At 70.7% G+C, this 26,597-nt stretch carries 24 protein-coding genes and 1 tRNA gene; 20 read left to right on the forward strand and 5 right to left on the reverse strand.

The genetic code is table 11. From position 1 onward, the window contains the following. The first annotated feature begins 14 nt into the window (after window positions 1-14). A complete protein-coding gene (gene ligD / locus ACIA8F_RS05085; RefSeq protein WP_399376820.1) occupies window positions 15-899 on the forward strand; it encodes a non-homologous end-joining DNA ligase in 885 nt (294 codons plus the stop codon). After that, window positions 899-1,852: an ATP-dependent DNA ligase gene (locus ACIA8F_RS05090; RefSeq protein ID WP_399376989.1), complete on the forward strand. Its 954-nt coding sequence runs from the start codon at window positions 899-901 to the stop codon at window positions 1,850-1,852. Before ligD ends, ACIA8F_RS05090 begins: the two co-directional genes overlap by 1 nt. A 68-nt stretch (window positions 1,853-1,920) precedes the next feature. On the opposite strand, the gene ACIA8F_RS05095 is transcribed toward ACIA8F_RS05090, so the two are convergent. From ACIA8F_RS05095 to ACIA8F_RS05110, 4 genes are all read right to left on the reverse strand, one after another. Beyond that, window positions 1,921-2,325, reverse strand: a complete 405-nt coding sequence (locus ACIA8F_RS05095; RefSeq protein ID WP_399376821.1) for a DUF6479 family protein — start codon at window positions 2,323-2,325, stop codon at window positions 1,921-1,923. A gap of 59 nt (window positions 2,326-2,384) precedes the next feature. Further along, complete coding sequence (locus ACIA8F_RS05100; RefSeq protein WP_399376823.1) at window positions 2,385-3,368, reverse strand: XdhC family protein; 984 nt, start codon at window positions 3,366-3,368, stop codon at window positions 2,385-2,387. A gap of 160 nt (window positions 3,369-3,528) precedes the next feature. After that, entirely contained in the window at window positions 3,529-4,356 is an 828-nt protein-coding gene (locus ACIA8F_RS05105; protein ID WP_399376825.1) for a DUF4365 domain-containing protein, read from the reverse strand. A 112-nt stretch (window positions 4,357-4,468) separates the two neighbouring features. Then, on the reverse strand, window positions 4,469-5,041 hold the full coding sequence (locus ACIA8F_RS05110; RefSeq protein WP_399376827.1) for a TetR/AcrR family transcriptional regulator: 573 nt from the start codon (window positions 5,039-5,041) through the stop codon (window positions 4,469-4,471). Window positions 5,042-5,136: 95 nt separating this feature from the next. Between ACIA8F_RS05110 and ACIA8F_RS05115 the strand changes: the two genes are divergently transcribed. Beyond that, window positions 5,137-6,696 (forward strand): carboxylesterase/lipase family protein, encoded by a 1,560-nt coding sequence (locus ACIA8F_RS05115; RefSeq protein WP_399376828.1) that lies wholly within the window; start codon window positions 5,137-5,139, stop codon window positions 6,694-6,696. Between the two features lie 245 nt (window positions 6,697-6,941). Here ACIA8F_RS05115 and ACIA8F_RS05120 read toward each other — a convergent pair. After that, window positions 6,942-7,013 (reverse strand) — tRNA-Arg (locus ACIA8F_RS05120). A 100-nt stretch (window positions 7,014-7,113) separates the two neighbouring features. On the opposite strand from ACIA8F_RS05120, the gene ACIA8F_RS05125 reads away from it, so the two are divergent. The 17 genes from ACIA8F_RS05125 (at window position 7,114) to atpB (ending at window position 26,582) form a co-directional block, all read left to right on the forward strand. Beyond that, on the forward strand, window positions 7,114-7,590 hold the full coding sequence (locus tag ACIA8F_RS05125; RefSeq protein ID WP_399376990.1) for a response regulator: 477 nt from the start codon (window positions 7,114-7,116) through the stop codon (window positions 7,588-7,590). A gap of 89 nt (window positions 7,591-7,679) precedes the next feature. Continuing rightward, window positions 7,680-8,669, forward strand: a complete 990-nt coding sequence (gene nrtL, locus ACIA8F_RS05130; RefSeq protein WP_399376829.1) for an ArgS-related anticodon-binding protein NrtL — start codon at window positions 7,680-7,682, stop codon at window positions 8,667-8,669. A 72-nt stretch (window positions 8,670-8,741) separates the two neighbouring features. After that, window positions 8,742-10,133 (forward strand): diaminopimelate decarboxylase, encoded by a 1,392-nt coding sequence (gene lysA / locus ACIA8F_RS05135; protein ID WP_399376831.1) that lies wholly within the window; start codon window positions 8,742-8,744, stop codon window positions 10,131-10,133. A 161-nt stretch (window positions 10,134-10,294) separates the two neighbouring features. Next, window positions 10,295-11,593: a homoserine dehydrogenase gene (locus ACIA8F_RS05140; RefSeq protein WP_399376991.1), complete on the forward strand. Its 1,299-nt coding sequence runs from the start codon at window positions 10,295-10,297 to the stop codon at window positions 11,591-11,593. Window positions 11,594-11,599: 6 nt separating this feature from the next. Beyond that, window positions 11,600-12,670, forward strand: a complete 1,071-nt coding sequence (thrC, locus tag ACIA8F_RS05145) for a threonine synthase (RefSeq protein ID WP_399376832.1) — start codon at window positions 11,600-11,602, stop codon at window positions 12,668-12,670. 399 nt (window positions 12,671-13,069) lie between these two features. Next, a complete protein-coding gene (gene thrB / locus ACIA8F_RS05150; protein WP_399376834.1) occupies window positions 13,070-13,996 on the forward strand; it encodes a homoserine kinase in 927 nt (308 codons plus the stop codon). 470 nt (window positions 13,997-14,466) lie between these two features. After that, the gene (gene rho, locus ACIA8F_RS05155) at window positions 14,467-16,602 is read left to right on the forward strand and encodes a transcription termination factor Rho (RefSeq protein WP_399376835.1); all 2,136 of its coding nucleotides are present in this window, start codon (window positions 14,467-14,469) and stop codon (window positions 16,600-16,602) included. 363 nt (window positions 16,603-16,965) lie between these two features. Then, complete coding sequence (locus tag ACIA8F_RS05160; protein WP_399376837.1) at window positions 16,966-18,066, forward strand: LCP family protein; 1,101 nt, start codon at window positions 16,966-16,968, stop codon at window positions 18,064-18,066. Window positions 18,067-18,281: 215 nt separating this feature from the next. After that, window positions 18,282-18,497: a 50S ribosomal protein L31 gene (gene rpmE / locus ACIA8F_RS05165; RefSeq protein ID WP_383947082.1), complete on the forward strand. Its 216-nt coding sequence runs from the start codon at window positions 18,282-18,284 to the stop codon at window positions 18,495-18,497. Window positions 18,498-18,611: 114 nt separating this feature from the next. Further along, window positions 18,612-19,691 (forward strand): peptide chain release factor 1, encoded by a 1,080-nt coding sequence (gene prfA, locus ACIA8F_RS05170; RefSeq protein WP_399376839.1) that lies wholly within the window; start codon window positions 18,612-18,614, stop codon window positions 19,689-19,691. Between the two features lie 74 nt (window positions 19,692-19,765). Continuing rightward, on the forward strand, window positions 19,766-20,611 hold the full coding sequence (gene prmC / locus ACIA8F_RS05175) for a peptide chain release factor N(5)-glutamine methyltransferase (RefSeq protein WP_399376840.1): 846 nt from the start codon (window positions 19,766-19,768) through the stop codon (window positions 20,609-20,611). Window positions 20,612-20,699: 88 nt separating this feature from the next. Then, window positions 20,700-21,347 (forward strand): L-threonylcarbamoyladenylate synthase, encoded by a 648-nt coding sequence (locus ACIA8F_RS05180; RefSeq protein ID WP_399376842.1) that lies wholly within the window; start codon window positions 20,700-20,702, stop codon window positions 21,345-21,347. Continuing rightward, on the forward strand, window positions 21,344-21,976 hold the full coding sequence (locus ACIA8F_RS05185; protein WP_266881145.1) for a protein-tyrosine-phosphatase: 633 nt from the start codon (window positions 21,344-21,346) through the stop codon (window positions 21,974-21,976). Before ACIA8F_RS05180 ends, ACIA8F_RS05185 begins: the two co-directional genes overlap by 4 nt. Before the next feature lie 173 nt (window positions 21,977-22,149). Next, a complete protein-coding gene (gene glyA / locus ACIA8F_RS05190) occupies window positions 22,150-23,382 on the forward strand; it encodes a serine hydroxymethyltransferase (RefSeq protein WP_399376843.1) in 1,233 nt (410 codons plus the stop codon). Between the two features lie 104 nt (window positions 23,383-23,486). Beyond that, window positions 23,487-24,821: an MraY family glycosyltransferase gene (locus tag ACIA8F_RS05195; protein WP_399376992.1), complete on the forward strand. Its 1,335-nt coding sequence runs from the start codon at window positions 23,487-23,489 to the stop codon at window positions 24,819-24,821. A gap of 275 nt (window positions 24,822-25,096) precedes the next feature. After that, window positions 25,097-25,534 (forward strand): hypothetical protein, encoded by a 438-nt coding sequence (locus tag ACIA8F_RS05200; protein WP_399376844.1) that lies wholly within the window; start codon window positions 25,097-25,099, stop codon window positions 25,532-25,534. A 211-nt stretch (window positions 25,535-25,745) separates the two neighbouring features. Then, a complete protein-coding gene (atpB, locus tag ACIA8F_RS05205; protein WP_399376993.1) occupies window positions 25,746-26,582 on the forward strand; it encodes a F0F1 ATP synthase subunit A in 837 nt (278 codons plus the stop codon). Window positions 26,583-26,597: the final 15 nt, after the last annotated feature.

The raw sequence follows: 26,597 nt of genomic DNA on the forward strand, positions 1-26,597 counted from the left end.
GGCAATCTCATCGTATGACGCCGATCACCCTGGTGGAGGGCCGTCGCATTTCGCTCAGCAACCTCGACAAGGTCCTCTACCCGGAGACCGGTTTCACCAAGGGCGAGGTCCTCCACTACTACGCCACGGTCGCGGGCCCCCTGCTCGCCCACATCCACGACCGCCCGGTGTCCTTCCTGCGCTATCCCGACGGCCCGGACGGACAGCTCTTCTTCACGAAGAACCCACCGCCCGGTACCCCCACCTGGGTGAAGACCACGCCCGTGCCCCGCTCGGAGGACCTGCGGGCCGAACAGGTGGTCGTCGCCGACCTGCCCGCCCTCATGTGGGTCGCCAACCTCGTCGTCGAGTTCCACACCCCGCAGTGGCCGGCCGGAGCCCCCGCCCTCGCCGACCGGCTGATCCTCGACCTCGACCCCGGTCCCCCCGCCACCGTCGTCGAATGCGCCGCCGCCGCCCTGTGGCTCCGGGACCGCCTCACGGCCGACGGCCTGCACGCCTGCGCCAAAACCTCCGGCTCCAAGGGGCTCCACCTGGCGGTACCCCTCGAACCGACCCCTTCCGAGCAGGTGTCGGCGTACGCGAAGGCCCTCGCCCAGGAGGCCGAGCGCGAGCTCCCCGACCTCGTCGTGCACCGGATGACCAAGGCGCTGCGGCCCGGGAAGGTCTTCGTCGACCACAGCCAGAACGCCGCCGCCAAGACCACGGCGGCCCCGTACACGCTGCGCGCCCGCACCCTGCCGACGGTGTCCGCCCCCCTCTCCTGGGCCGAGGTCGAGTCCTGCCGCACCGCCTCCGACCTGGTCTTTCTCGCGGACGACATCGCCCCCCGGCTGGCCCGCGAAGGCGATCTGTTCGCCCCGCTCCTCGATCCCGGCCTGGCCGGACGGCTCCCGTGATCACCGTCGCGCTCGCCGCGGCCGTACGGACCCTGCCGCGCGGGCCCGGTCTCGCGTACGAGCCCAAGTTCGACGGCCACCGCCTCGTCATCGTGCGCACCGACCGCGCCGTTGACGGGGTGGTCCTCCAGGCCCGCTCCGGCCGCATCGTCACCGCGGCCTTCCCCGACCTCGCGGCCGCCGCCCGCCACCTGCCCGCCGGGACCGTCCTCGACGGCGAGGTGGTGGTCTGGCACGCGGGCCGCACCGACTTCGCGCTCGTACAGCGCCGGGCTGCCGCCGCCTCGGCCGCCCGGGCCGCCGTGCTGGCCCGGACGCTGCCGGCCTCGTACGCCGCCTTCGACGTGCTGGAACTGGCCGGCATCGACCTGCGCGGCCGCCCGTACGAACGCAGGCGCGCCCTCCTCGTCGACCTGCTCCTGCCGCTGGGCCCGCCGCTCCAGCCGGTCCCCATGACCACGGACCCCGAGCTCGCGGAGACCTGGTACGAGGCCCTGCCCGCCAGCGGCATCGAGGGCCTGGTCGTCAAGCGGATGGACCAGCCCTATCCCGCCGGCCGGCGCGGCTGGCAGAAGCTCCGCCACACCAACGTCCGCGACGCGGCGGTGGTCGGCTACACCGGCACCGCCCGCCGCCCGCTCGCCCTCGTCCTGGTCCTCCCGGTCGGCGACGAGACCCCGCTGGTTTCGAGCCCACTGACGGCGCCGCTCCGCGCGGAGGTGGCAGCCGCGGTGGCCGCCCGCGGCCCGCAGGCGGCCGCGGGAACCCGGCGGAGCCCCCAGGACGCCACCGTCACGGAGGCCGCCTCCGACACGGCCTCCGACACCGTCACGGCCATCGGCCTCGGCGAGGTCCCCTTCCACCCCCTGGACCCGCCGCTCACGGCGGAGGTCCGCCACACCTCCACCCGCCACCCGCCCCCGGAGGTCCTGCGCCTGCGCACGGACATGTGACCCGCGGCGGGAGGCCGCGGGTCACATGCCGGGTGGGTCGGGTCGGCCTCAGGCCTTCACCCGCTCCTTCAGGCGGGCTTGGCGCCGCCCAGGGGCGGCAGGGTGGGCGGCTGCTTGCGGGCCGGCCGCGGATTGGGGTGCTCGTAGCCGGATTCCCGCTCGGCCCGCGCCTCGTCCTGATGGCTGTGGGTGCGGGAGCCGAAGTTCCCGTAGCCCTGCATCTCGTGCGGGCGCAGTCCGCTCGCGGGGAATTCGACGTACTCCCGCTCCTCGGAGACCTCGTGCACCGCACCGCCGTCGGGCAGGTGCGGCTGGCTCTCGGGAGAGGGGGGTGCGGGTTCTTGTGCCCGGACCCGCTTGCCCAGCAAGAAGCCGCCGAGCAGGAAGCCGACCACGATGAGCCCGACGACCAGGAACCACGCGATGTTGGTCAGTGTTCTGTCCACCGCGAGGAAGATCAGAGTCGTGTCCATACAACCCATTTTCCCGCATTTGCGACGATTTCACCCGATCGCACCCCTGCCGGGCCTCTTCACCCCTTGAGGGGGCCGTCCGCGTCCCGCACCCCACGAACCTCGCGCCCTCCGAGCACCGCCAGGATCTCCGCGCAGATGGCCAGCGCCGTCTCCGCCGGCGTCTGCCCGCCCAGGTCCAGCCCGATCGGCCCGTGCACCGTCCGCAGCCGCTCCTCGCTCACCCCGGCCGCGAGCAGCCCCTCGCGCCGCCGCGCGGTGGTCTTGCGGGAGCCGAGCGCGCCGACGTACGGAATCCCGAGCGCGAGCGCGGTCCGCAGCGTCTGCACGTCGAACTCCGGATCATGGCTCAGCATCGCCAGACAAGCGGCGTCCCGCCGCGCCCCGAGCAGCTTCTCGGCCTCGCCGACGCCGGTGACGACACTGACCTCCCACCCGAGCAGCCGGGCCTGGGCCTCGATGACCTCGGCCAGCTCCCCGCCCCCGCCGATCACCACGTACGGAGCCGAGGGATAAGCCTCGACGAGCACGAGCCCGGACCCCGCGTACAGCGCGTCCCGCCCGGGCCGGCGGGTCCGCAGCAGCTCCCCGGCCCGCCGCTCGGCGTCACCGGACGGCTCGTCGGCCCCCCGCACGACAACACTCACAGCCTGATCCGCCCGCTCGTTCAACTGGGTCACGAGCGCGACCCCGACCCCCTGCCCGAGCAGCTCCCACCACTCACCGGGAATCGCCGCCAGCGGCTGCAACAGCACCTCGGCCTGCCCGCCACACGTCAGCTTGGCCTCGACGGCCTCCCCGGCGCCCACGGACACCTCACACACCCGAGCGGTCTCCCCGCCCCCCATGGCGGCGGCCTCCGCCACCAGCTCGGCATCGAACACCCCCCGGTACAGGGCCCCGACACACTCCCCGCCCACATCCACGAGCACCGCACCGGCGGGATCCCGGGGCCCGAAGCCCTGCTCGGTCACGGGCCGCGCCAGGAACCCGACCCGCCCCTCGGCCACCCACTGCCGCGCCGTCTCCACCAAGTCACGCATTCCGCGCCGCCCCATCCTCACCGTCAGAGCACGCCACACAGCCTCACAACCCAAGTGGCCTCCCCTCCAACCTACGCACGCACACCCCCGCCCCCACCCCCCAAAACCCACAGACCCACCCCCACCCCCTTCGTACGGACCACCGGAACCGCCCCGGCGTCTATCCCACTTCTGCGCCCCGCCGAGCCCACTCCGTGGCCGAGAAACAAGAGGCGAGCCATAGGGCCTCCGGCATGTTGAGGATGACCCCACCGACGCACGCCATGGGTGTGAGCCGCCGAATCTCTTCCGGGAAGTCCTGGCCGAACGATCCCAGGGGCAAGCCGCCCGGAATGAGCAGGCGGGCGGGCGTGATCGGGATCGGGTCCCAGTCGAGGTCGCTGTGGAGGAGAGTGGCATGGGGCTCCCCGGGGCGCTGCCAGAAGATCAACTGCTCTTCGAACTCGTTGACCCAGTGCAGGACATGGTCCGAGCGGCTGAAGGCCACCCCTGCCATCTCCCCGAGGTGGGCAAGCACGGCGTTCCGTCCCCGGTACCCACCAACGTACGCACGAGCCTTGTTGACGAAGGCCGCCAGAGTGGTGTCGTCCAGGACCGCGTCGGCAGGCACGCGGATGGTCCGAGGCCGACGGCCCTCGTGCTCCCCACGCCGAAGCTGTTCGGTGGCGTTCGCCCAGTACAGCTGCTTCGTAACCGGGTCGAAGACGACGCAGAACACGGGCACGTTCCCGTTCGCCCACGTCTCGGCGTGCTGGCGCACTGCTACTCCGTAGCCGTAGGACCGGCGCCATGAAGTGCCGCCCTTGACCTGCACCTTGATCACGTCGTTGGTCACGCGGCCGGCGTCGGCGAAGGTGACGAACAGATCCTCGCCGTAGTCGTTCTGGCCCGAAATCTCCTCCACCACGTGGTCATAGTCTTGCAGGAGCGTACGGAGCGCGTTCACGGCCGCCTGCTCCATCCGCCGCCCGCTGGGAATCGTGGTCATGCCCCTCACCCTCTCCATGTGACCGACCGTCCGGCCCAGCGTTCCACCAGCCTCTGACAGGACGCTCCTCGCGATGACGCGCCAAGGCGGGTCGACGCGGCCGATGTGACCTTCAGTTCGCGAACTTCGCCAGTGCGCGGAGCCCCGCGAGGATCTCGTCCGCCGTGGGAGCGCTCGCGGGATCACTGAGGTGCTGGATCATCAGGCCCGACATCAGGGCCAGCTGGACGCTGCCGAGGCTTCGCACGGTGTCCTCGGGGACCTGGTCCTCGGGGACACCCTCCAAGATGGCGGCCATGCCACGCCGTCCCTGGGCCGTCCCGCCGGCGAGGGCGGTGCGCAGGTCGGACTGGCGTTGGGCCTGCATGAACAGCTCCATCGAGGCGAGCCACAGGTCGGGGTGGGCTGCGAAATCGTCGATCAGGCTCTGCCACATCCGCGCGAAATCCCGCTCGGTGGAGCCGTCGGCGTCCGGGAGGACGGCGCGCCCCATGGCATCGCCCCATTCGTCGAGGATCTCGAACAGCGCCTGGTTCAGAAGGGCTTCGCGGGATCCGTAGTGGTAGCCGATCGCGGCCGTGCTCACCCCGGCGGCGGTGGCGATGTCCCGGATGCTGCTGCGGTCGTACCCCTTCTCCCGCAGGCACGCCTTCGCGCCGATGAGGAGGGCTTCGCGGTTTCCCATGCGACGGACGCTAGCACCTGTTGCCCGATCGACTCACTCGATCGATCTATACAAACGTATTGCTCGATCGAGCAAACCTCTCTACTGTTCCTTCCATGACGAACACCAAGATCGTTGCGAAGTGGTCGGCCGTCGCCGCGTCGATGGGCCTCGGCCTCGCCCTGGCCGCCCCGACCCTCGCCCACGCCGCCCCCGTCGGCACCATCGCCGACCGGACGGTGGTCGCCACCACGAACGGCAAGGTCCGTGGTACCGCCGGCGAGGTCCGCACCTTCCAGGGCATCCCTTACGCCGCACCCCCCGTCGGAGACCTGCGCTGGAAGTCTCCGCAGCCCGCGGCGCGCTGGACCGGGATACGGGAAGCGACAGCCCCCGCCCAGGCCTGCGCCCAGCCCGAGGGGATACCGATCGGCATCCCGAACGACAACGAGGACTGCCTCTACCTGAACGTCACCACCCCGACTGCGAAGCAGGCGGGGAAGCAGGCCGGGAAGCGACCGGTGATCGTATGGATCCACGGCGGCAGCCTCATGTACGGCGCCGGCCACCAGTACGGAGGCACGAGCCTGGCCGAGCAGGGCGCGGTGGTCGTCTCGATGAACTACCGCCTGGGCGTCATGGGCTTCCTCAGCGACCCCTCCCAGCCCGGCGCCGACGGCCTCGGCCTCGAAGACCAGCAGGCCGCCCTGCGGTGGGTGAAGGCCAACGCCGCCGCCTTCGGCGGAGACCCGGACAACGTCACGATCGCGGGCCAGTCCGGCGGCGGCTACAGCGTCTGCGGCCATCTCGCCTCACCCGCCTCCGCGGGCCTCTTTCACCGTGCCGTCGTCCAGAGCGCCCCCTGCGCCGCCGGCGGCTCCCGCACCCGTGCCGAGGCCGAGGCCGACGCCAGACGCGTCATCGCCGCCCTGGGCTGCGAGACCGGCACCGCCGACTGCCTGCGCGACAAGCCCGTCTCCGAACTCCTCGCCGCCTACGGCCCCTACAACGAACCCCGCCCGGTCACCGATACCGAGCTCATGCCCCTCTCCCCGGCCGAAGCACTGCGCACGGGGAGGTTCAACCGGGTCCCCGTCCTCATCGGCGTCAACCACGACGAGGAACGCGGCAGGGTGATCGGCCAGGAACTCGCCTCCGGCGCGCCGATGAAGCCGGAGGAGTACGAGCCGGCCATCCGCCAGGAGTTCGGCTCCACGTCCGACGCCGTCCTCGCCCGCTACCCGCTCACCCGGTACGGCTCGGCGGGCGAGGCGCTGGCCGCCGCCCTCACCGACTCCGCTTGGTCCACGCCCACCCTGGAGACGGCCCGGCTCCTCTCCCGCTGGACCCCCACCCGGGCGTACGAGTTCTCCGAACGCGGCACCCCGTGGTTCGAGGGCTTCCCGAAGCCCAGCTTCGAGCAGCACGCCGCGCACATGACGGAACTGCCCTACCTCTTCGATCACCCGCCGCTGTTCGAGGAAGTCCCCGCGGACCAGGCCCGCTTCCGCACCCGCATGCTCCGCACCTGGACCCACTTCGCCGCCACGGGAAAGACCGACTGGCCCGACTTCCGCACCGGCCGCGACTACGTCCAGACCCTGTCCTCAACCACCTGGAAGCGCGCCGACTTCGCAGCCGACCACAACACCACCTTCTGGCAGAACAGCCACTGACGGCCAACGCCCCGGAGCCCCACCCGCAGAGACCCCAGTACCCCAGGTCGCCGAGCGCGTGGGCAGCAGCATGGAAGTGCTGATCAGTCGGTACGCGAAGTCCCTCGACGGTCGCCAGGATGTGACCCCATAGTCCACAGGGCCTGACATACGGCTGCACACCGCCGCAGTTGGCCGCACAAACGCGAAGACCCCGTTCTCAGCGAACTCGCTGATGGCGGGGTCTTTGGGCACTTCCTGCGAAGTGCCCCCGGCAGGATTCGAACCTGCGCACACGGCTCCGGAGGCCGTTGCTCTATCCCCTGAGCTACGGGGGCGCTGTCGCTGGTGTTGCGGCGACGGGTTGAACACTACCAGCTTCCGGACGGTGATCAGGAACGGATTGACGGGGAGGGGGACGTGGGTCGCCCGGAGGGGGTGGAAGTGACAAAAACCCGGACGCGGGGGCTGCCGTCGACCTACTCTCGAGTTGTGTCGGGCGCCTCGGGCCGGGTGCTTGTTGTCGACGACAACAAGGTCATCCGGCAGCTGATCAAGGTCAATCTCGAGCTGGAGGGCTTCGAGGTCGTGACCGCGAACGATGGTGCCGAGTGCCTGGACGTCGTCCATCGCGTGATGCCCGATGTGATCACTCTTGATGTGGTCATGCCCCGGCTGGACGGGTTCGGGGCAGCCGCGCAGTTGCGGGCCGATCCGAGGACGCGGCATCTGCCCGTTGCGATCGTGAGTGCCTGCACGCAGCACGAGGTCGAGGCCGGGATCGCCGCAGGCGTGGACGCCTTCCTCGCCAAGCCCTTCGAGCCCGCGGAGCTGGTGCGGATCGTGCGCCGGCTCATCGAGCGCCGTGACCGGAGAGAGCGGAAGGGTGCCCCCGCCGGGAGAGGGAGGGGATGAGTCCCCCCGCTGACCTCCCCGTCGGGGCCCGCTGTTCACATGGCGAAACCGTATCCGTGACCTGGGGGCTTCTCCCCTAGGCTGGTCGCGTGACCCCCGTCGACCTCTCCCGCTCCGTCGTGCGCGCCCTGCGCCGCGCCGTCGAGGACGGGGAGCTGCCCGCCGGGCTGGTCGTGCCCGAGCGGGTCGTCGTCGAGCGGACCCGGCCCGGGGGAGTGGGGGATTACGCCTCGCCCGTCGCGTTCGGGGTGGCGAAGGGTGCCGGAGTCCCGCCCCGCGGAGTGGCCGAGGTGCTGGCGCCGCGGCTGGCGGAGCTGCCCGGGATCGAGCGCGTGGAGATCACCGGCGCCGGGTTCCTGAACTTCGTGCTCGCCGAGGGTTCGGTGGGGGAGTACGTACGGAGCGTTCAAGCCGGACGGACCGGTGGGGCGGACTCCTACGGCCCTGCCCCCGCCCCCGTCGAGTTCGTCGGCGTGCCAGTCGCCGTCCTGCGTGAGCGCGTGCTCCAGGCGGCCGTGCAGCGGATCGTGAGTAGTCAGGGGGTGGCGGGGGAGGGTGTCGGCGAGGCCCGCATCGCCCCCGTGGCCCGGCGGGACGGGGACGTGGTCGGTGCGTACGGGGCCGGCGCCGCCGCCTGGGCGATGTTGTCCGTGCCCGGGCACGAGACCCCCGTTTTTCCCGCGTGGCTCCTCGTCCAGGACGAGTCGAGCGAGTTCTTCCGCGTGCGGTACGCCCATGCCCGGGCGCGGGCCCTGACCCGCAACGCCGCGCAGCTGGGGTTCCGGGGCGAGCCCGGGGAGCCGGGAGGGGCGCACGGCGCCGACGCCCTGCTCCGCGCCCTTCGCGATCAGCCCCTCGTGCTCGAAGCCGCCGCGCACCACCGTGCGCCCGAGCGGCTCGTGCGGCAGCTCGTAGTCATCGCCGACGCCCTGCTCGACTTCCAGTGCCACGTCCTGCCCAAGGGGGACGAGAAACCCTCGGCCGCCCACCGTGCCCGGCTGGCCCTTGCCGAAGCCGCCGGAACGGTGCTGGCCGGCGGCCTGGCCCTGCTCGGCATCGATGCGCCCGACCACCTGTGATGCCTGCGATACGTATGTGATCCGCTGTGATTCGCCTGCGATCCGGATGATTTGCGAAGAGAGAATGCAGAGATGAGCCGTTCCGCACACCCCGCCGGCCCCCGCCACGCCGACGTCCTGCCCGAGGGGCACTACTCCCCGCCGCCCGCCGACCTCAACGTGCTCGACGAGAAGGTCTGGGCCCGGACGGTCGGCCGGAACGACGACGGGGTCGCCACCGTCGGCGGGATCGAAGTGACCTGTCTCGCCGAGGAGTTCGGGACGCCGGCCTACTTCCTCGACGAGGAGGACTTCCGGGCGCGCTGCCGCGCCTGGGCGCACGCCTTCGGGCCGGACGCCGACGTCTTCTACGCCGGCAAGGCGTTCCTCTCCAAGGCCGTCGTGAAGTGGCTCAAGGAGGAGGGGCTCAACCTCGACGTGTGTTCCGGCGGGGAGCTCGCCACCGCGCTCGCCGCCGAGATGCCGGCCGGGCGCATCGCCTTCCACGGCAACAACAAGTCGACGAGCGAGATCACCCGCGCCATCGAGGCCGGCGTCGGCCGGATCGTGCTCGACTCCTTCCAGGAGATCGCCCGCGTCGCGCACATCGCCCGCGAGCTCGGTGTGCGCCAGCCCGTGCAGATCCGCGTCACCGTGGGCGTGGAGGCGCACACCCACGAGTTCATCGCCACCGCGCACGAGGACCAGAAGTTCGGGATCGCCGTCGCCGACGGATCGGCCGCCGAGGCCGTGCGGCGCGCGCTGGGGCACGACAGCCTGGAGCTGCTGGGCGTCCACTCCCACATCGGTTCGCAGATCTTCGACATGGCCGGCTTCGAGGTCTCCGCCAAGCGCGTGGTGCGGCTGCTGGCCGCCGTGCGCGACGAGCACGGGGTGGAGCTGCCCGAGATCGACCTCGGCGGCGGGCTGGGCATCGCCTACACCTCCGCGGACGACCCGCGCGAGCCGCACGAGATCGCCAAGGCCCTGCACGAGATCGTCGCCCGCGAGTGCGAGGCCTCCGGTCTGCGCGCCCCGCGGATCTCCGTGGAACCCGGACGGGCGATCGTCGGACCGACGGCCTTCACCCTGTACGAGGTGGGTACGGTCAAGCCGCTGGAGGGCCTGCGGACGTACGTCTCCGTCGACGGCGGGATGTCCGACAACATCCGGACGGCCCTCTACGATGCCGAGTACTCGGTCAGCCTCGTCTCACGCACCTCCGACGCCGAGCCCATGCTCGTGCGCGTCGTGGGCAAGCACTGCGAGAGCGGCGACATCGTGGTCAAGGACGCCTTCCTGCCCGCCGACATCGCCCCCGGGGACCTCCTCGCGGTCCCGGCGACCGGTGCGTACTGCCGTTCCATGGCGAGCAACTACAACCACGTGCTCCGCCCGCCGGTCGTCGCCGTGCGCGACGGCGAGGCGCGCGTCATCGTCCGCCGCGAGACGGAGGAGGATCTCCTGCGTCTCGACGTCGGGTGACGCGCATTCTTCTGGGGGACGGCCTTCGGACCCCTGAATAGGTGTCTCACTCAATGGACCGAGGGTGGAAACTGTTGTCCATTGAGTGAGACTGGTTCACACCTGGGGTGCAAACCGCACAACAGGTACTGATGTGAAGATCGAAAGGCGTAGGTCGAATGATGCGTACGCGTCCGCTGAAGGTGGCGCTGCTGGGCTGTGGAGTGGTCGGCTCGGAAGTTGCCCGCATCATGACGACGCACGCCGACGACCTGACGGCCAGGATCGGCGCGCCCGTCGAGCTCGCGGGCGTGGCTGTGCGGCGCCCCTCCAAGGTGCGCGAGGGCATCGACCAGGCGCTGGTCACCACCGATGCGACCGCCCTGCTCAAACGCGGTGACATCGACATCGCGATCGAGGTCATCGGCGGCATCGAGCCGGCCCGCACCCTGATCACCACCGCCTTCGAGCACGGCATCTCCGTCGTCTCGGCGAACAAGGCGCTGCTCGCCCAGGACGGCGCCGCGCTGCACGCCGCCGCCGAGGCCGCCGGGCTGGACCTGTACTACGAGGCCGCCGTGGCCGGCGCCATCCCGCTGGTCCGCCCCATGCGCGAGTCCCTCGCGGGCGACAAGATCAACCGGGTGATGGGCATCGTCAACGGCACGACGAACTTCATCCTCGACAAGATGGACTCCACCGGCGCCGGGTACCAGGAGGCCCTCGACGAGGCCACCGCCCTCGGGTACGCCGAGGCCGACCCCACGGCCGACGTGGAGGGCTACGACGCCGCCGCCAAGGCCGCGATCCTGGCCGGCATCGCCTTCCACACCCGGGTCCGCCTGGACGACGTCTACCGCGAGGGCATGACCGAGGTCAGCGCCGCGGACTTCGCGTCCGCCAAGCGCATGGGCTGCACCATCAAGCTCCTCGCCATCCTGGAGCGCGCCGCCGACGGCGAGTCCGTCACCGCGCGCGTCCACCCGGCGATGATCCCGCTGACCCACCCGCTCGCCTCCGTCCGTGAGGCGTACAACGCGGTCTTCGTCGAGGCGGAGGCCGCCGGGCGGCTCATGTTCTACGGGCCCGGCGCGGGCGGCGCGCCCACCGCGTCGGCGGTGCTCGGCGACCTCGTCGCCGTCTGCCGCAACAAGCTCGCCGAGGCAAAGGGGCCGGGCGAGTCGGCGTACACCCAGCTGCCGGTCAGCCCCATGGGGGATGTCGTCACCCGCTACCACATCAGCCTCGATGTGGCGGACAAGCCGGGCGTCCTCGCCCAGGTGGCGACCACCTTCGCGGAGCACGGTGTCTCCATCGACACCGTCCGCCAGCAAGGTCGTCAAGCACAAGACGGCGAGGCCTCCCTCGTCGTCGTCACCCACCGTGCACCCGACGCCGCCCTTTCCGGGACCGTCGAGGCGCTGCGGAAGCTGGACACCGTCCGCGGTGTCGCCAGCATCATGCGTGTTGAAGGGGAGTAAGGACCCATGAGCAGCAATCGCACCCACCAGTGGCGCGGCATCATCGAGGAGTACCGGGACCGCCTGCCGGTCACGGCGTCGACTCCGGTGGTCACGCTCCGCGAGGGCGGCACTCCCCTCGTCCCCGCCCAGGTGCTCTCCGAGCGCACCGGCTGCGAGGTACACCTCAAGGTCGAGGGGGCCAACCCCACCGGGTCCTTCAAGGACCGCGGCATGACCATGGCGATCACCAGGGCCAAGGAGGAGGGCGCCAAGGCCGTCATCTGCGCGTCCACGGGCAACACCTCGGCCTCCGCCGCCGCCTACGCGGTCCGCGCCGGGATGGTCTGCGCCGTCCTCGTGCCCCGCGGCAAGATCGCGCTGGGCAAGATGGGCCAGGCGCTCGTGCACGGCGCCAAGATCCTCCAGGTCGACGGCAACTTCGACGACTGCCTGGACCTGGCCCGCGCGCTGTCCGACAACTACCCGGTGGCGCTGGTCAATTCCGTCAACCCGGTACGCATCGAGGGCCAGAAGACGGCCGCGTTCGAGATCGTGGACGCGCTCGGCGACGCCCCCGACATCCACGTGCTGCCCGTCGGCAACGCCGGCAACATCACGGCGTACTGGAAGGGCTTCAAGGAGTACAAGGCCGACGGGCTGGCCTCCCGTACGCCCCGCGTGTGGGGTTTCCAGGCCTCCGGCTCCGCGCCGATCGTGCGCGGGGAGATCGTCAAGGAGCCGCACACCATCGCCACCGCGATCCGCATCGGCAACCCGGCCTCGTGGGACTACGCCCTGCAGGCCCGGGACGAGTCGGGCGGCTTCATCGACGAGGTGACGGACCGCCAGATCCTGGCGGCCTACCGCCTGTTGGCCGCCCAGGAGGGCGTCTTCGTCGAGCCCGCCTCGGCCGCTTCCGTGGCCGGCCTGCTCAAGGCCGTTGACCTCGGTCTGGTCGACCCCGGCCAGAAGATCGTGTGCACCGTCACCGGCAACGGCCTGAAGGACCCCGACTGGGCGGTCGCCGGCGCTCCGCAGCCGGTCACCATTCCGGTCGACGCCGAGGCCGCCGCCATCCGCCTCGGCCTCGTCTGACCGGGAAGCGGGATCCGGCCGCCCGGAAGGGCGGCCGGCCGCCGGAACCGGCGGAACCGGCGCTACCGCAGTAACCGAGTTGCCGGATTCCGGAAGTCTTTCGAAGGCCGAGGAATCCGGCAACTCGGGCCGTAGGGCACAAAAACCTACGGAAACCCGGGGGATATTCCCGTGGAAACCCGACAGGATCCGCGGGAGCCCGCGACACGCATCGTGCGCCTGCTGTGCGCCCTATGTCGGAGAAGAACCTTCCTTCGATAGGCTGTACTTACATCCGCCGCCGCGCATATGACCGCGGTGCTGCCCACAGGGCCTTCGGGTGTCGTACGTTCTCCAGTACATTCACAGCGAGCCAGCGAAGATCCCGTCTCGCACAGTCACAAGGAGTGTCATCGGAAGATGGCCGGTCCCGCCTTCCGCGCCGCCGCCGTACGGGTGCGCGTTCCCGCCAGCAGTGCCAACCTCGGCCCGGGCTTCGACGCCTTCGGGCTGGCCTTGGGGCTCTATGACGATGTCGTCGTACGCGTGGCCGATTCCGGCCTGAACATCGATATCGCGGGTGAAGGTGCCGACACCCTGCCCCGGGACGAGAGCCACCTCCTCGTACGTTCCATGCGCACCGCCTTCGACCTGCTGGGCGGCCAGCCGCGCGGCCTCGAAGTGGTCTGCGCCAACCGCATCCCGCACGGCCGCGGCCTCGGCTCCTCGTCCGCCGCCATCTGCGCGGGCATCGTGGCCGCCCGCGCCGTGACGATAGGCGGCGAGGCCAAGCTCGACGACACGGCTCTGCTGGAGCTCGCCACCGAGATCGAGGGTCACCCCGACAACGTCGCCGCCTGTCTCCTCGGCGGTTTCACCCTCGCGTGGATGGACGGCGGCAGCGCCAAGGCGATCCGCATGGAGCCCGCCGAGTCCATCGTTCCGGTGGTCTTCGTCCCCTCCAAGCCGGTCCTGACGGAGACCGCGCGCGGCCTGCTGCCGCGCACCGTCCCGCACGTGGACGCGGCCGTCAACGCCGGCCGCGCCGGACTGCTCGTAGAGGCCCTGACCAGGCGTCCCGAGTTCCTGCTGCCGGCCACCGAGGACCGTCTCCACCAGGAGTACCGGTCCCCGGCGATGCCCGAGAGCGTGGCGCTCGTGGCCCGACTGCGGGCGGACGGCATCCCCGCGGTGATCTCCGGCGCGGGCCCCACGGTCCTCGCGCTGGTCGACAACGGTGCGGCCGACAAGGTCGCACGGCTCGCGGGCGAGGGGTGGGCGGCCAACCGGCTGGCACTCGACGCAGCGGGTGCGAGCGTACTTCCGCTGGGAACCCAGGGCGGCTGATCCGCGCAGGAGAGGACACAGCCGGCCAGGGGCGGGCGGCCAGGGCAGGCCGCCCGCGCGGAGCCCGCGCAGAACTTGCGCGGATGGGCTCTATAGCCGGTGATGGAGAGGGGGAATATCTGTTGGATCCGGTAGTGTTAGTCTCAAGTGCGCATCCGAAGCCGCCATGGCTTGGTGCTCAGTGTCCCTATCAGGGACCACCTTTCTTCCGGGAGCCTCCCCGACTGCTTTGATCGCTGCCAGCAGTTTCGAGCACGCTCCGGAATCGGCGTGACATTCCCACGCTTTCAGCTCGGGGGCTTCTCGCCGGAACCACCCACGCACATGCACGTTTCTCTCCGCCGTATCTCTATCGGCGGACCACCGCCCCGGCTGCAGCCCCTGCCTCGTCAAGTCGCAGACTGCCGTCGGACAGCACAACCGGTCGCCGAGCCAGACAGGCCGACGTCCGCTCCAGGGAAGGACCCTTCGTGAGCGACACCACCGATCTGATGGGCGCTGCCGACACCAACGTCGACACCAGTGCCCCCGCCGAGGGCGCAGCGCCGACCAAGCGCCGCCGCTCCGGCACCGGCCTTGACGGCATGGTCCTGGCCGAGCTCCAGCAGGTCGCGTCGGGCCTCGGCATCAGGGGCACCGCGCGGATGCGCAAGGGCCAGCTGATCGAGGTCATCAAGGAGGCGCAGGCGGGAAGCAGCGCCCCCAAGGCCGCGGCCGCCGCACCGGCCGCCGCGCCCGCCGAAAGCGGCGAGACCAAGCCGAAGCGCCGCGCCACCAGCAAGGCCCGTACGGGCGAGGCCGCCGCCGAGGCGCCCGCCGAGAAGACGGCCACGCAGGCCCAGATCGACATCCCGGGCCAGCCCGCCAGCGAGGACGCCCCGGTCGGCGAGCGCCGCCGCCGGCGTGCCACCGCCCCCTCCGGCAGCCCCGAGGGCTCGGCCCCCGCCGCCGCCGCCGTACAGGTGGAGCAGAAGTCCGAGACCGTCGCTCCGGCCGCACAGGCCGAGGCGAAGGCCGAGGCCGCCACCGCCCCCGCCGGCCAGGCCCAGGGCCAGGAAGGCGAGGGCCGCGGCCGTCGCGACCGCCGCGAGCGGGGCAACGACCGCGCCGACGGCCGCCGCGAGCGCCGTGAGCGCGGGGCCAAGGCCGACGACCAGGGCCAGGGCGCCCAGGGTCAGGGTCAGGCCCAGGCCGGTCAGGGTGGCCAGGGCCAGAACCAGGGTCAGGGCCAGCAGGGCGGACGTCAGGACCGGACCGACCGTCAGGACCGCCAGCAGGGCGGCCGCGGTCAGGGTCAGGGCCAGGGTCAGCAGGGCGGCCGTCAGGACCGGGACCGTCAGGACAACGGCCCGCAGGACGACTTCGACGAGGACGGCCGGCGCGGCCGGCGCGGACGCTACCGCGACCGCCGTGGCCGTCGCGGACGCGACGAGTTCGCCCCCGCGGAGACCCCGGTCGCCGACGACGACGTCCTGATCCCCGTCGCGGGCATCCTCGACATCCTCGACAACTACGCGTTCATCCGGACCTCGGGCTACCTGCCCGGCCCGAACGACGTGTACGTCTCCCTCGCCCAGGTCCGCAAGGCGGGTCTGCGCAAGGGCGACCACACCACCGGCGCCGTCCGCCAGCCCAAGGACGGCGAGCGCCGCGAGAAGTTCAACGCGCTCGTGCGCCTGGACTCCGTCAACGGCATGGCGCCCGAATCCGGCCGCGGCCGCCCGGAGTTCCAGAAGCTGACCCCCCTGTACCCCCAGGACCGGCTCCGTCTGGAGACCGACCCGGGCGTGCTGACGACCCGCATCATCGACCTCGTGTCGCCGATCGGCAAGGGCCAGCGCGGTCTGATCGTGGCCCCGCCGAAGACCGGTAAGACCATGATCATGCAGGCGATCGCCAACGCGATCACGGTCAACAACCCCGAGTGCCACCTGATGGTCGTCCTGGTCGACGAGCGTCCGGAAGAGGTCACCGACATGCAGCGGTCGGTGAAGGGCGAGGTCATCTCCTCGACCTTCGACCGCCCGGCCGAGGACCACACCACCGTCGCCGAGCTGGCCATCGAGCGCGCCAAGCGCCTCGTCGAGCTCGGCCACGACGTGGTCGTCCTGCTGGACTCCATCACCCGCCTGGGACGTGCGTACAACCTCGCCGCCCCCGCCTCCGGCCGCATCCTGTCCGGTGGTGTCGACTCGACCGCGCTGTACCCGCCGAAGCGCTTCTTCGGTGCCGCGCGCAACATCGAGGACGGCGGCTCGCTGACCATCCTGGCCACCGCGCTGGTCGACACCGGCTCGCGCATGGACGAGGTGATCTTCGAGGAGTTCAAGGGCACCGGCAACATGGAGCTCAAGCTCGACCGGAAGCTCGCCGACAAGCGCATCTTCCCGGCCGTGGACGTGGACCCCTCGGGCACCCGCAAGGAGGAGATCCTCCTCAACAGCGAGGAGCTCGCCATCGTCTGGAAGCTGCGCCGGGTGCTGCACGCGCTCGACTCCCAGCAGGCCATCGAGCTGCTCCTCGACAAGATGAAGCAGACGAAGTCGAACGCCGAGTTCCTCATGCAGATCGCGAAGACGACCCCGTCGGGCAAGAACGACGACTGACGTCTCCCCGTGGCACCACCTGCGTGACCCCGACCGCCCCCGCCGCATCAGCGACGGGGGCGGTCGCGTCGTACGCGGGTGGTCCGGGCCGTCTACGGGGCTTCGCGCACAGGTGCGACCTTGGCCACACTCCGTACCCGGCCCGACCCCGGGCGGTCACCTCGCGCGGGGCGGGGAAACCGCAGGTAGGCGCGGGGCCACGGGGGGTCCGCCCCGGTCGGACACGGAGGGCGGACGGGGCGGGCCGCACCCGGGACGCACACCGGACGCACAGGCGGCCGTGGAACCCTGGGAAGCGTCCGACCGTCTGTGTCAGAGGGATCGGGGAGACGAATCGAGCACGGACGGGCGGCAGCGGAGAGCATGAGCCAGGACAGCAGGGGACACGGCCGCAGGAGCGCGGGCAGACGCCGACGGAAGCCTGCCGCGCGCCGCAGGGCCGTCGTCATCGCCGCGTGGACCGCCGCCGGCGTGGTCCTCCTGGGCGGGGCGGGGCTCGGCTACTTCTACTTCAAGTTCAACGGCAACTTGAAGACGGTCGACATCGACGCGGCCCTCGGCGCGGACCGCCCGAAGAACGTGGACAACGGCTCGATGGACATCCTCGTCCTCGGCTCCGACTCCCGCGGCGGCGCCAACGGGGAGTACGGCCAGGACGACGGCGGCTCCGCACGCTCCGACACGGCGATGATCGTCCACCTCAACGAGGGCCACACCAAGGCCACCGTCGTGTCCATACCCCGCGACACCCTCGTGACCAGGCCCTCCTGCAAGCTCCCGAACGGCAAGAGCGACCTGGGCGGCCCGCGCAAGATGTTCAACGAGTCCTTCACCGTCGGCGGGGCCGCCTGCGCGGTCGCGACGGTGGAGAAGATGTCGGGGATCCGCATGGATCACTACCTGGAAGTCGACTTCACGGGCTTCAAGAAGATCATCGACAAGCTCGGCGGCGTCGAGGTGACGACCACCAAGCCGATCAAGGACGACTACAGCCACCTGAACCTGCCCGCCGGGACCAACCGGCTGAACGGCGAGCAGGCCCTCGGCCTCGTCCGTACCCGGCACGGCGTCGGCGACGGCGGCGACCTGGGCCGAATACAGCTCCAGCAGGCCTTCATCAAGGCGCTGATCAAGCAGGTCAAGAGCATCGGCGTCTTCGACAACCCGAAGCAGCTGCTCGACGTGGCCGACACCGCCACCAAGGCCATCACCACGGACAAGGCCCTCGGCGACGTGAAGTCCCTCATGGGCTTCGCCCAGGGCCTGGAGGGCATCAGCCCCGAGAACATGCAGATGATCACGCTGCCGGTGACCGGCGACACCCGCGACCCCAACCGGGTCGTCCCGCTCACCAAGGAGTCCACGATGGTCTGGGACGCCCTGCTGGCCGACCGGCAGGTCCCCGCCGAGGCCACCGCGAACTCGGCCGGCGACAAGGGCACGGCCGGCACGGTCGTGCGGTAGGGCCCGTGGGTCCCGTAGGTCCGGGAGACCGAACCATCCGGTCGGACAGGTTCCGCCGGGCCGTGGAATAGATGCCGGCCCCCCTCCGTTGAGGGAGGCGTCCTCAGAATTTTGACAGGCAGCCCGGTCCTGGCAGACTGGTCTGTCGGCCCCGGTTCACGCAGCGCGCAATTCGGCTCCTGCGACCCGGCGCCCTCCCGAATCTAGGAGACACCTTGAAGCGCGATGTTCACCCCCAGTACGTCGAGACCCAGGTCAGCTGCACCTGTGGCGCGTCGTTCACCACCCGTAGCACCCTGACCGAAGGCAACATTCGTGCCGAGGTCTGCTCCGAGTGCCACCCGTTCTACACGGGCAAGCAGAAGATCCTCGACACCGGTGGCCGCGTGGCCCGCTTCGAGGCCCGCTTCGGCAAGGCTGCACAGAAGTAGCGAGCCTCAGGCGCCGGGATCCGGCTGCACCCTGTTCGTACGGGGGCAGCCGGACCGGCGCCTTTCTCGTCCCGCAGCCCTTTTCTTCACATTCACCATCTTCAGGAGCCCCCGATGTTCGAGGCGGTCGAGGAACTGATCGGCGAGCACGCCGATCTTGAGAAGAAGCTCGCCGACCCTTCGGTCCACTCGGATCAGGCCAACGCGCGCAAGCTGAACAAGCGCTACGCGGAGCTGACCCCGATCGTCGCGACCTTCCGTGCCTGGAAGCAGTCCGCCGAGGACATCGAGACGGCGAAGGAGTTCGCGGCCGACGACCCGGACTTCATCGCCGAGGTCAAGGAACTGAGCGCCCAGCGCGAAGAGCTCACCGAGAAGCTCCGCCTGCTGCTCGTTCCGCGCGACCCCAGCGACGACAAGGACGTGCTCCTGGAGGTCAAGGCGGGTGCGGGCGGCGACGAGTCGGCCCTGTTCGCCGGCGACCTGCTCCGCATGTACCTGCGCTACGCCGAGCGCGTGGGCTGGAAGACCGAGATCATCGACGCCACCGAGTCCGAGCTCGGCGGCTACAAGGACGTCCAGGTCTCCGTCCGCACCAAGGGCGGCAACGGGGCCACCGAGCCCGGCCAGGGCGTCTGGGCCCGCCTGAAGTACGAGGGCGGCGTGCACCGCGTCCAGCGCGTGCCGGCCACCGAGTCCCAGGGCCGCATCCACACCTCCGCCGCCGGCGTGCTCGTCACCCCGGAAGCCGAGGAGGTGGAGGTCGAGGTCAACATGAACGACCTCCGCATCGACGTGTACCGCTCCTCGGGCCCCGGCGGCCAGTCCGTCAACACCACCGACTCGGCCGTGCGCATCACGCACATCCCGACCGGTGTGGTCGCCTCCTGCCAGAACGAGAAGAGCCAGCTCCAGAACAAGGAGCAGGCGATGCGCATCCTGCGCTCGCGCCTGCTGGCCGCCGCCCAGGAAGCCGCCGAGCAGGAGGCCTCCGACGTGCGCCGCAGCCAGGTGCGCTCCGTGGACCGCTCGGAGAAGATCCGCACGTACAACTACCCGGAAAACCGGATCTCGGACCACCGCACGGGCTTCAAGGCGTACAACTTGGACCAGGTGCTCGACGGAGATCTCGACCCGGTCATCCAGGCCTGCGTCGACACGGACTCCGCCGCCAAGCTCGCGTCCGCGCACTGAGCACCGGGCAGGACCCGCACCATCCCGCAGGACCCCGCACCACCCCCCGTACGACAGCAGCCCGGAGGACCAGCGTGAACTTGCTGCTTGCCGAGGTGGCCCAGGCCACCCAGCGGCTGGCCGCCGCCGGCGTGCCCTCACCGCGTTTCGACGCGGAGGAGCTCGCGGCCTTCGTGCACGGCGTCAAGCGGGGGGAACTGCACCACGTCAAGGACGCGGACTTCGACGCCCGCTACTGGGAGGCCGTCGCCCGCCGCGAGGCGCGCGAACCGCTCCAGCACATCACCGGCCGCGCCTTCTTCCGGTACCTGGAGCTCCAGGTCGGGCCTGGGGTCTTCGTGCCCCGGCCCGAGACCGAGTCGGTCGTGGACTGGGCCATACAGGCCGTCCGGGCGATGGACGTCGTCGAACCGCTGATCGTGGACCTCTGCACCGGCTCCGGCGCCATCGCGCTCGCCATGGCGCAGGAGGTGCCCCGCTCGCGCGTGCACGCGGTCGAGCTGTCCGAGGACGCCCTCCAGTGGACCCGCAAGAACGCCGAGGGCTCCCGGGTCACCGTCCACCAGGGCGACGCGCTCAGCGCCCTGCCCGAGCTGGACGGCCAGGTCGACCTGGTCATCTCCAACCCGCCGTACATCCCGCTCACCGAGTGGGAGTACGTCGCCCCGGAGGCCCGCGACCACGACCCCGAGATGGCGCTGTTCTCCGGCGAGGACGGCCTGGACACCATCCGCGGCATCGAGCGCACCGCCCACCGGCTGCTGCGCCCCGGCGGCATCGTCGTCATCGAGCACGCCGACACCCAGGGCGGACAGGTCCCGTGGATCTTCGCCGAGGAGCGGGGCTGGGCCGACGCCGCCGACCACCCCGACCTGAACAAGCGCCCGCGCTTCGCGACCGCCCGCAAGGCCCTGCCGTGACCGGCCCCGCCCCGACCGGCCCCGCCCCGACCGGGGCAGTCACCGCGCGCATTCCCGCCACCCCCCTGCTGCACGAGGAGGCCCGCTGATGGCCCGGCGATACGACTGCAACGACGCGACGGACCGCAAGACGGGCCTGCGCGAAGCCGCCTCCGCCGTACGCCGCGGCGAGCTCGTCGTGCTGCCCACGGACACCCTCTACGGGATCGGCGCGGACGCCTTCAGCGCGGAGGCCGTCGGCGACCTCCTCGCCGCCAAGGGGCGCGGCCGCAGCATGCCCACCCCGGTCCTCATCGGCTCCCCGAACACCCTGCACGGCCTGGTCACCGACTTCTCCGAGCAGGCGTGGGAGCTCGTCGACGCCTTCTGGCCGGGCGCCCTGACGCTCGTCGCCAAGCACCAGCCCTCGCTGGCGTGGGACCTGGGCGAGACCGGCGGCACCGTGGCCGTACGCATGCCCCTGCACCCCGTCGCGATCGAGCTGCTGACCGAGGTCGGCCCGATGGCGGTGTCCTCGGCGAACCTGACCGGACACCCGGCGCCGGAGGACTGCGACGCCGCGCGCGAGATGCTCGGCGACTCCGTGTCCGTGTACCTGGACGGCGGCCCGACCCCGGGCATCCAGCCCTCGTCGATCGTCGACGTCACCGGGAAGGTACCCGTCCTGCTGCGCGCGGGCGCCCTGACCGCCGAGCAGCTGCGGGAGGTCGTGCCCGACCTCGAGGTGGCCCCGTGAGCCCTGAGGGGCGTGGCATAGCCGGGGACAGCACCTTCCGCATACTCCACGTCAGCACCGGCAACGTGTGCCGCTCGCCCATCACCGAGCGGCTGACGCGGCACGCGCTGTCCCACCGGCTCGGCGGGCCCGTCACCGGCGACCTGATCGTGGAGAGCGCGGGCACCTGGGGCCACGAGGGCGCACCCATGGAGGCCAACGCCGCCGCCGTACTGGCCGACTTCGGAGCGGACGCCTCCGGATTCACCGGCCGGGAACTCCTCGACGAGCACGTCATACGCGCGGACCTGGTGCTGACCGCCACCCGCGACCACCGCGCCCAGGTGATCTCGATGGGGCACTCGGCGGGACTGCGCACCTTCACCCTGAAGGAGTTCACCCGGCTGGTGCGGGCGATAGACCCGGCGACCCTGCCGCCCCTGGAGGACGGGATGGTCGAGCGGGCCCGGGCGCTGGTCCGGGCGGCCGCCGCGCTGCGGGGCTGGCTGCTCGCCCCCTCGCCCGACGCGGACGAGGTGTACGACCCGTACGGGGCGCCGATCACCTTCTTCCGGTCGATCGGCGACGAGATCAACCAGGCGCTGGACCCCGTGGTCACGGCCCTGACGGGCGTCACGGCTTCCCGCTGAGGCCTGCGGCGCCGGGTGCGGTTGCCCTGCGGGGCCGTCCCCAACCCGCCCTTCCACCGTTCCCCGGGGCTGCGCCCCGGACCCCGACCCCGCGTCCCGTCGCGAGGCGGGACGGGCGGGCCCGGCCTACAGTGGCTGGTACCCGGTATGCGGTACCCCCCTGGAGTCGCGCCATGAGCGTCATCACCCAGCCCCTGGACCTGCTGCGGCAGCAGGACCCGCAGATGGCCGACGTCCTCGACGGGGAACGGCAGCGCCAGGCGACCGGGCTGCAGCTGATCGCCGCCGAGAACTTCACCTCGGCCGCCGTGCTCACCGCACTCGGATCGGCGCTCGCCAACAAGTACGCCGAGGGGTATCCCGGAGCCCGCCACCACGGCGGCTGCGAGTACGCCGACCTCGCCGAGCAGATCGCCGTCGAGCGGGCGCGGGCCCTCTTCGGCGCCGAGCACGCGAACGTGCAGCCGCACTCCGGATCCGCCGCCGTGCTCGCCGCGTACGCCGCGCTGCTGCGCCCCGGGGACACCGTGCTCGCCATGGCGCTCACCTCCGGGGGACACCTCACCCACGGGTCGCCGGCCAATTTCTCCGGGCGCTGGTTCGACTTCGTCGGGTACGGAGTGGACGCCGCGACGGGGCTCATCGACTACGCCGAGGTGCAGCGGCTCGCCCACGAGCACCGGCCCAAGGCCATCGTGTGCGGGTCCATCTCCTATCCGCGGCACCCGGAGTACTCGGTCTTCCGGGAGATCGCCGACGAGGTCGGGGCCTTCCTGATCGCCGACGCCGCCCACCCCATCGGCCTGGTGGCCGGCGGGGCCGCGCCCAGCCCCGTGCCCTACGCCGACATCGTCGTGGCCACCACCCACAAGGTGCTCCGGGGTCCGCGCGGCGGGATGATCCTGTGCGGGTCCGAGTTCGCGGAACGGATCGACCGGGCGGTGTTCCCCTTCACCCAGGGCGGCCCGCAGATGCACGGCATCGCCGCCAAGGCCGTGGCCTTCGGCGAGGCCGCCGGGCCCGCCTTCACCTCCTACGCGCACCGGGTGGTCGCCAACGGCCGCGCCCTGGCCGACGCGCTCGCCGCCCGCGGGTTCGCGATCACGACCGGCGGGACCGACACCCACCTGATCACCGCCGACCCCGCACCGCTGGGCCTCGACGGCGCGGGAGCCCGCGGCCGGCTGGCCGCCGCCGGCATCGTGCTGGACACCTGCGCCCTGCCCTACGGTGACCGGCGCGGGATCCGCCTGGGCACCGCGGCGGTATCCACGCAGGGCATGGGGGAGGCGGAGATGGGCCGGATCGCCGCGCTGTTCACGGCCGCGCTGACCGGCGGGGAGCCCGCGAAGATCCGTAGCGAAGTCAACGAGCTGGTGGTCAGTTTTCCGCCGTATGGGGTTTAAGAGGGGCAAGAGCGACGTACCGCAACCGGGATACCGCCCCTGCACGTCCCCGACAGTGAGTACATCGCAGCTAGTGTGTGGGGCTGAGATGGCCGGCGAAACATCTGGGGCAGCCCGTGCGTGAATATCTGCTGACGCTTTGCGTCACGGTCGCGGTGACGTATCTACTCACCGGGCCCGTGCGGAAGTTCGCGATCGCCGTGGGCGCGATGCCAGAGATCCGCGCCCGTGACGTGCACCGGGAGCCCACGCCGCGGCTCGGCGGCATCGCGATGTTCGGCGGACTGTGCGCGGGCCTGCTCGTCGCGGACCACCTGCAGAACCTCAACGGGGTCTTCGAGCTGTCGAACGAGCCCCGGGCCCTGCTCTCCGGAGCGGCCCTGATCTGGCTGGTCGGCGTGCTCGACGACAAGTTCGAGCTCGACGCCCTGATCAAGCTCGGCGCCCAGATGATCTCCGCCGGCGTGATGTGCATGCAGGGCCTGACCATCCTGTGGATCCCGGTCCCCGGCATCGGCTCGGTCTCGCTCACCCCCTGGCAGGGCAACCTGCTGACGGTGGCCCTCGTGGTGATCACCATCAACGCGGTGAACTTCGTGGACGGGCTCGACGGCCTCGCCGCCGGCATGGTCTGCATCGCGACCTGTGCGTTCTTCCTCTACGCGTACCGGATCTGGTTCGGCTACGGGATCGAGGCGGCCGCGCCCGCGACCCTCTTCGCCGCCATCCTGATGGGCATGTGCCTCGGCTTCCTGCCGCACAACATGCACCCGGCCCGGATCTTCATGGGCGACTCCGGCTCGATGCTCATCGGCCTGGTGCTGGCCGCCTCCGCCATCTCCGTCACCGGACAGGTGGACCCGGACGCGATGGCGCTGTTCGTCGGCGGCGAGCGCAACGCGACCCACGCGATGCTGCCGGTCTTCATCCCGCTGATCCTGCCGCTCACGATCATCGCGATCCCGATGACGGACCTGGTCCTCGCCATCGTGCGGCGCACCTGGAAGGGCCAGTCGCCCTTCGCCGCCGACCGCGGACACCTCCACCACCGGCTCCTGGAACTCGGGCATTCGCACAGCCGGGCGGTGCTCATCATGTACTTCTGGTCAGGATTGATCGCCTTCGGCACGGTGACCTATTCCGTGCATTCCGCCTCGATGTGGATCGTGCTGGCCATCTCCGGACTGAGCGCCGTGGGCCTGCTGCTGCTCCTGCTGCCGCGCTTCACCCCGCGGGCCCCGCTCTGGGCGGAGCGACTGGTGCCGCCGCGCTACCGGCACGCCGAACGGGCCGCCGAGGCCGCCCTGCAGGACGACGCCGCCGCGGAGCCGGAGTTCGTCCGCCCGATCGCGGCGGGTGTGTCCGGCGTCAACGGGGCGACTGCCATTGGCCCCCGTTCGCGCTTCCCCGACCGGCGTAAGGCCGGCTCCTCGCGCTGACGTCCCGCACACATGTCGGACATGAACCCCCTTTACCAGACAAGCCACTTGGCTGTCGCGCACACACGCGCAGGGTCACTCTCATGTGTGACAGTCCGCACACCCTCCGAGTAAAGCTCTCATCAAATACTTTGTGATACCGTTCACTAAACCCGGCGACAGAGCCGAAGGACCGTAGTGCGACGGTCCATTGGCCCGAGGTTCCCTCTCGGACCGGGCTTACGCTCGTCCTGTACGAGTCCCAGTGCCCCCACCACCACGCGGAGCAAACCGCCATGCGGTCAGATGACGTCCGATCCCTCCTGCAATCCGCCGTTCCCACGGCTGTCGCCGGCGCTCTCGCCGCCGTCATCAGTGGGATCGTCGCCGGTGGCAAGGGGGCCCTGGGTGCCGTCGTAGCGACGGTGTTGGTGATGTTGTTCATGGGCATCGGGTTCCTCGTACTGCAGCGCACGGCGAAATCGCTTCCGCACCTGTTCCAGGCCATGGGGCTCATGCTCTACACGGCCCAGATCCTGTTGCTCTTCGTCTTTCTCGCCGTGTTCAAGAACACGACTCTTTTTAACCCCCGGGCCTTCGCCATCACGCTCGTCGTCGCCACCCTGGTGTGGATCGGCGCACAGGCGCGTGCTCATATGAAGGCCAAGATCCTCTACGTCGAACCTGACTCGATGAAGGGCGACAAGCCCGGAAATTCGGGTCAGAAGTCGTGAGGGGTAGGGGCGGAATAAGTACGCGTTCGGGATGCTGCTATCGTCCGGTTTCAACTGTGGCAATGCGGGCGCGGGCATCTGAGGCTGACGCCTGTTCCATCGCGAGGCTCGATGCCTGACCGCCGCCCCCACATCCGTTACACCAGTCCAGTGCCGAACAGCGGCTGTCCGCCGCGCCGACACAACGAGGTTGCCGTACCTATGCGCCACGCTGAAGGAGCCCGCGGTGAGTGCTGACCCGACGACGGTGCTCGCCTTCGAGACCGATTGCCACATCTTCGACGGTTGTGGATTCCCGGCTCCCGGCCTGCACTCGTTCCTGTTCGAGCCGATCTTCGGGGACGGTGACAGCAGCGCGTACTTCAACAAGACGATGCTGCTCGCCCTGCTCGGCTCGGTCGTCATCGTCGCCTTCTTCTGGGCCGCCTTCCGCAAGCCGAAGGTCGTCCCGGGCAAGCTGCAGATGGTGGCGGAGGCCGGCTACGACTTCGTGCGCCGCGGCATCGTCTACGAGACGCTGGGCAAGAAGGAGGGCGAGAAGTACGTCCCCCTGATGGTCTCGCTGTTCTTCTTCGTCTGGATCATGAACGTCTGGTCGATCGTCCCGCTGGCGCAGTTCCCGGTCACGGCGATCATTTCGTACCCGGCGGCCCTCGCGGCCATCGTCTACGTGATCTGGATGAGCGTGACCTTCAAGCGTCACGGCTTCGTCGGCGGCTTCAAGAACCTGACCGGCTACGACAAGTCGCTCGGCCCGGTCCTGCCGATGGTCATGGTCATCGAGTTCTTCTCGAACGTCCTGGTGCGCCCGTTCACCCACGCGGTCCGACTGTTTGCGAACATGTTCGCCGGTCACACCCTGCTGCTGCTCTTCACGATCGCCAGCTGGTACCTGCTGAACGGCATCGGGATCGCCTACGCGGGCGTCTCGTTCGTCATGGTCCTGGTGATGACCGCTTTCGAGCTCTTCATCCAGGCTGTCCAGGCGTACGTCTTCGTCCTCCTGGCTTGCAGCTTCATTCAGGGCGCGCTCGCAGAGCACCACTGAGTCAAGCCCTCCCCC

This window comes from Streptomyces sp. NPDC051563 (assembly GCF_044454225.1).
In the GTDB taxonomy this organism is placed as follows: Bacteria; Actinomycetota; Actinomycetes; order Streptomycetales; family Streptomycetaceae; genus Streptomyces.

Excerpts from the sequence above, each read along its gene's own strand:
- ACIA8F_RS05180 (WP_399376842.1), top strand. The coding sequence starts at position 20,700 with ATGGCCCGGCGATACGACTGCAACGACGCGACGGACCGCAAGACGGGC.
- ACIA8F_RS05115 (WP_399376828.1), top strand. The coding sequence starts at position 5,137 with ATGACGAACACCAAGATCGTTGCGAAGTGGTCGGCCGTCGCCGCGTCG.
- thrB (WP_399376834.1), top strand. The coding sequence starts at position 13,070 with ATGGCCGGTCCCGCCTTCCGCGCCGCCGCCGTACGGGTGCGCGTTCCC.
- ACIA8F_RS05105 (WP_399376825.1), bottom strand. The coding sequence starts at position 4,356 with ATGACCACGATTCCCAGCGGGCGGCGGATGGAGCAGGCGGCCGTGAAC.
- ACIA8F_RS05200 (WP_399376844.1), top strand. The coding sequence starts at position 25,097 with ATGCGGTCAGATGACGTCCGATCCCTCCTGCAATCCGCCGTTCCCACG.
- lysA (WP_399376831.1), top strand. The coding sequence starts at position 8,742 with ATGAGCCGTTCCGCACACCCCGCCGGCCCCCGCCACGCCGACGTCCTG.
- glyA (WP_399376843.1), top strand. The coding sequence starts at position 22,150 with ATGAGCGTCATCACCCAGCCCCTGGACCTGCTGCGGCAGCAGGACCCG.
- ACIA8F_RS05100 (WP_399376823.1), bottom strand. The coding sequence starts at position 3,368 with ATGCGTGACTTGGTGGAGACGGCGCGGCAGTGGGTGGCCGAGGGGCGG.
- ACIA8F_RS05140 (WP_399376991.1), top strand. The coding sequence starts at position 10,295 with ATGCGTACGCGTCCGCTGAAGGTGGCGCTGCTGGGCTGTGGAGTGGTC.
- ligD (WP_399376820.1), top strand. The coding sequence starts at position 15 with ATGACGCCGATCACCCTGGTGGAGGGCCGTCGCATTTCGCTCAGCAAC.
- prfA (WP_399376839.1), top strand. The coding sequence starts at position 18,612 with ATGTTCGAGGCGGTCGAGGAACTGATCGGCGAGCACGCCGATCTTGAG.
- ACIA8F_RS05160 (WP_399376837.1), top strand. The coding sequence starts at position 16,966 with ATGAGCCAGGACAGCAGGGGACACGGCCGCAGGAGCGCGGGCAGACGC.
- ACIA8F_RS05110 (WP_399376827.1), bottom strand. The coding sequence starts at position 5,041 with ATGGGAAACCGCGAAGCCCTCCTCATCGGCGCGAAGGCGTGCCTGCGG.
- ACIA8F_RS05095 (WP_399376821.1), bottom strand. The coding sequence starts at position 2,325 with ATGGACACGACTCTGATCTTCCTCGCGGTGGACAGAACACTGACCAAC.
- thrC (WP_399376832.1), top strand. The coding sequence starts at position 11,600 with ATGAGCAGCAATCGCACCCACCAGTGGCGCGGCATCATCGAGGAGTAC.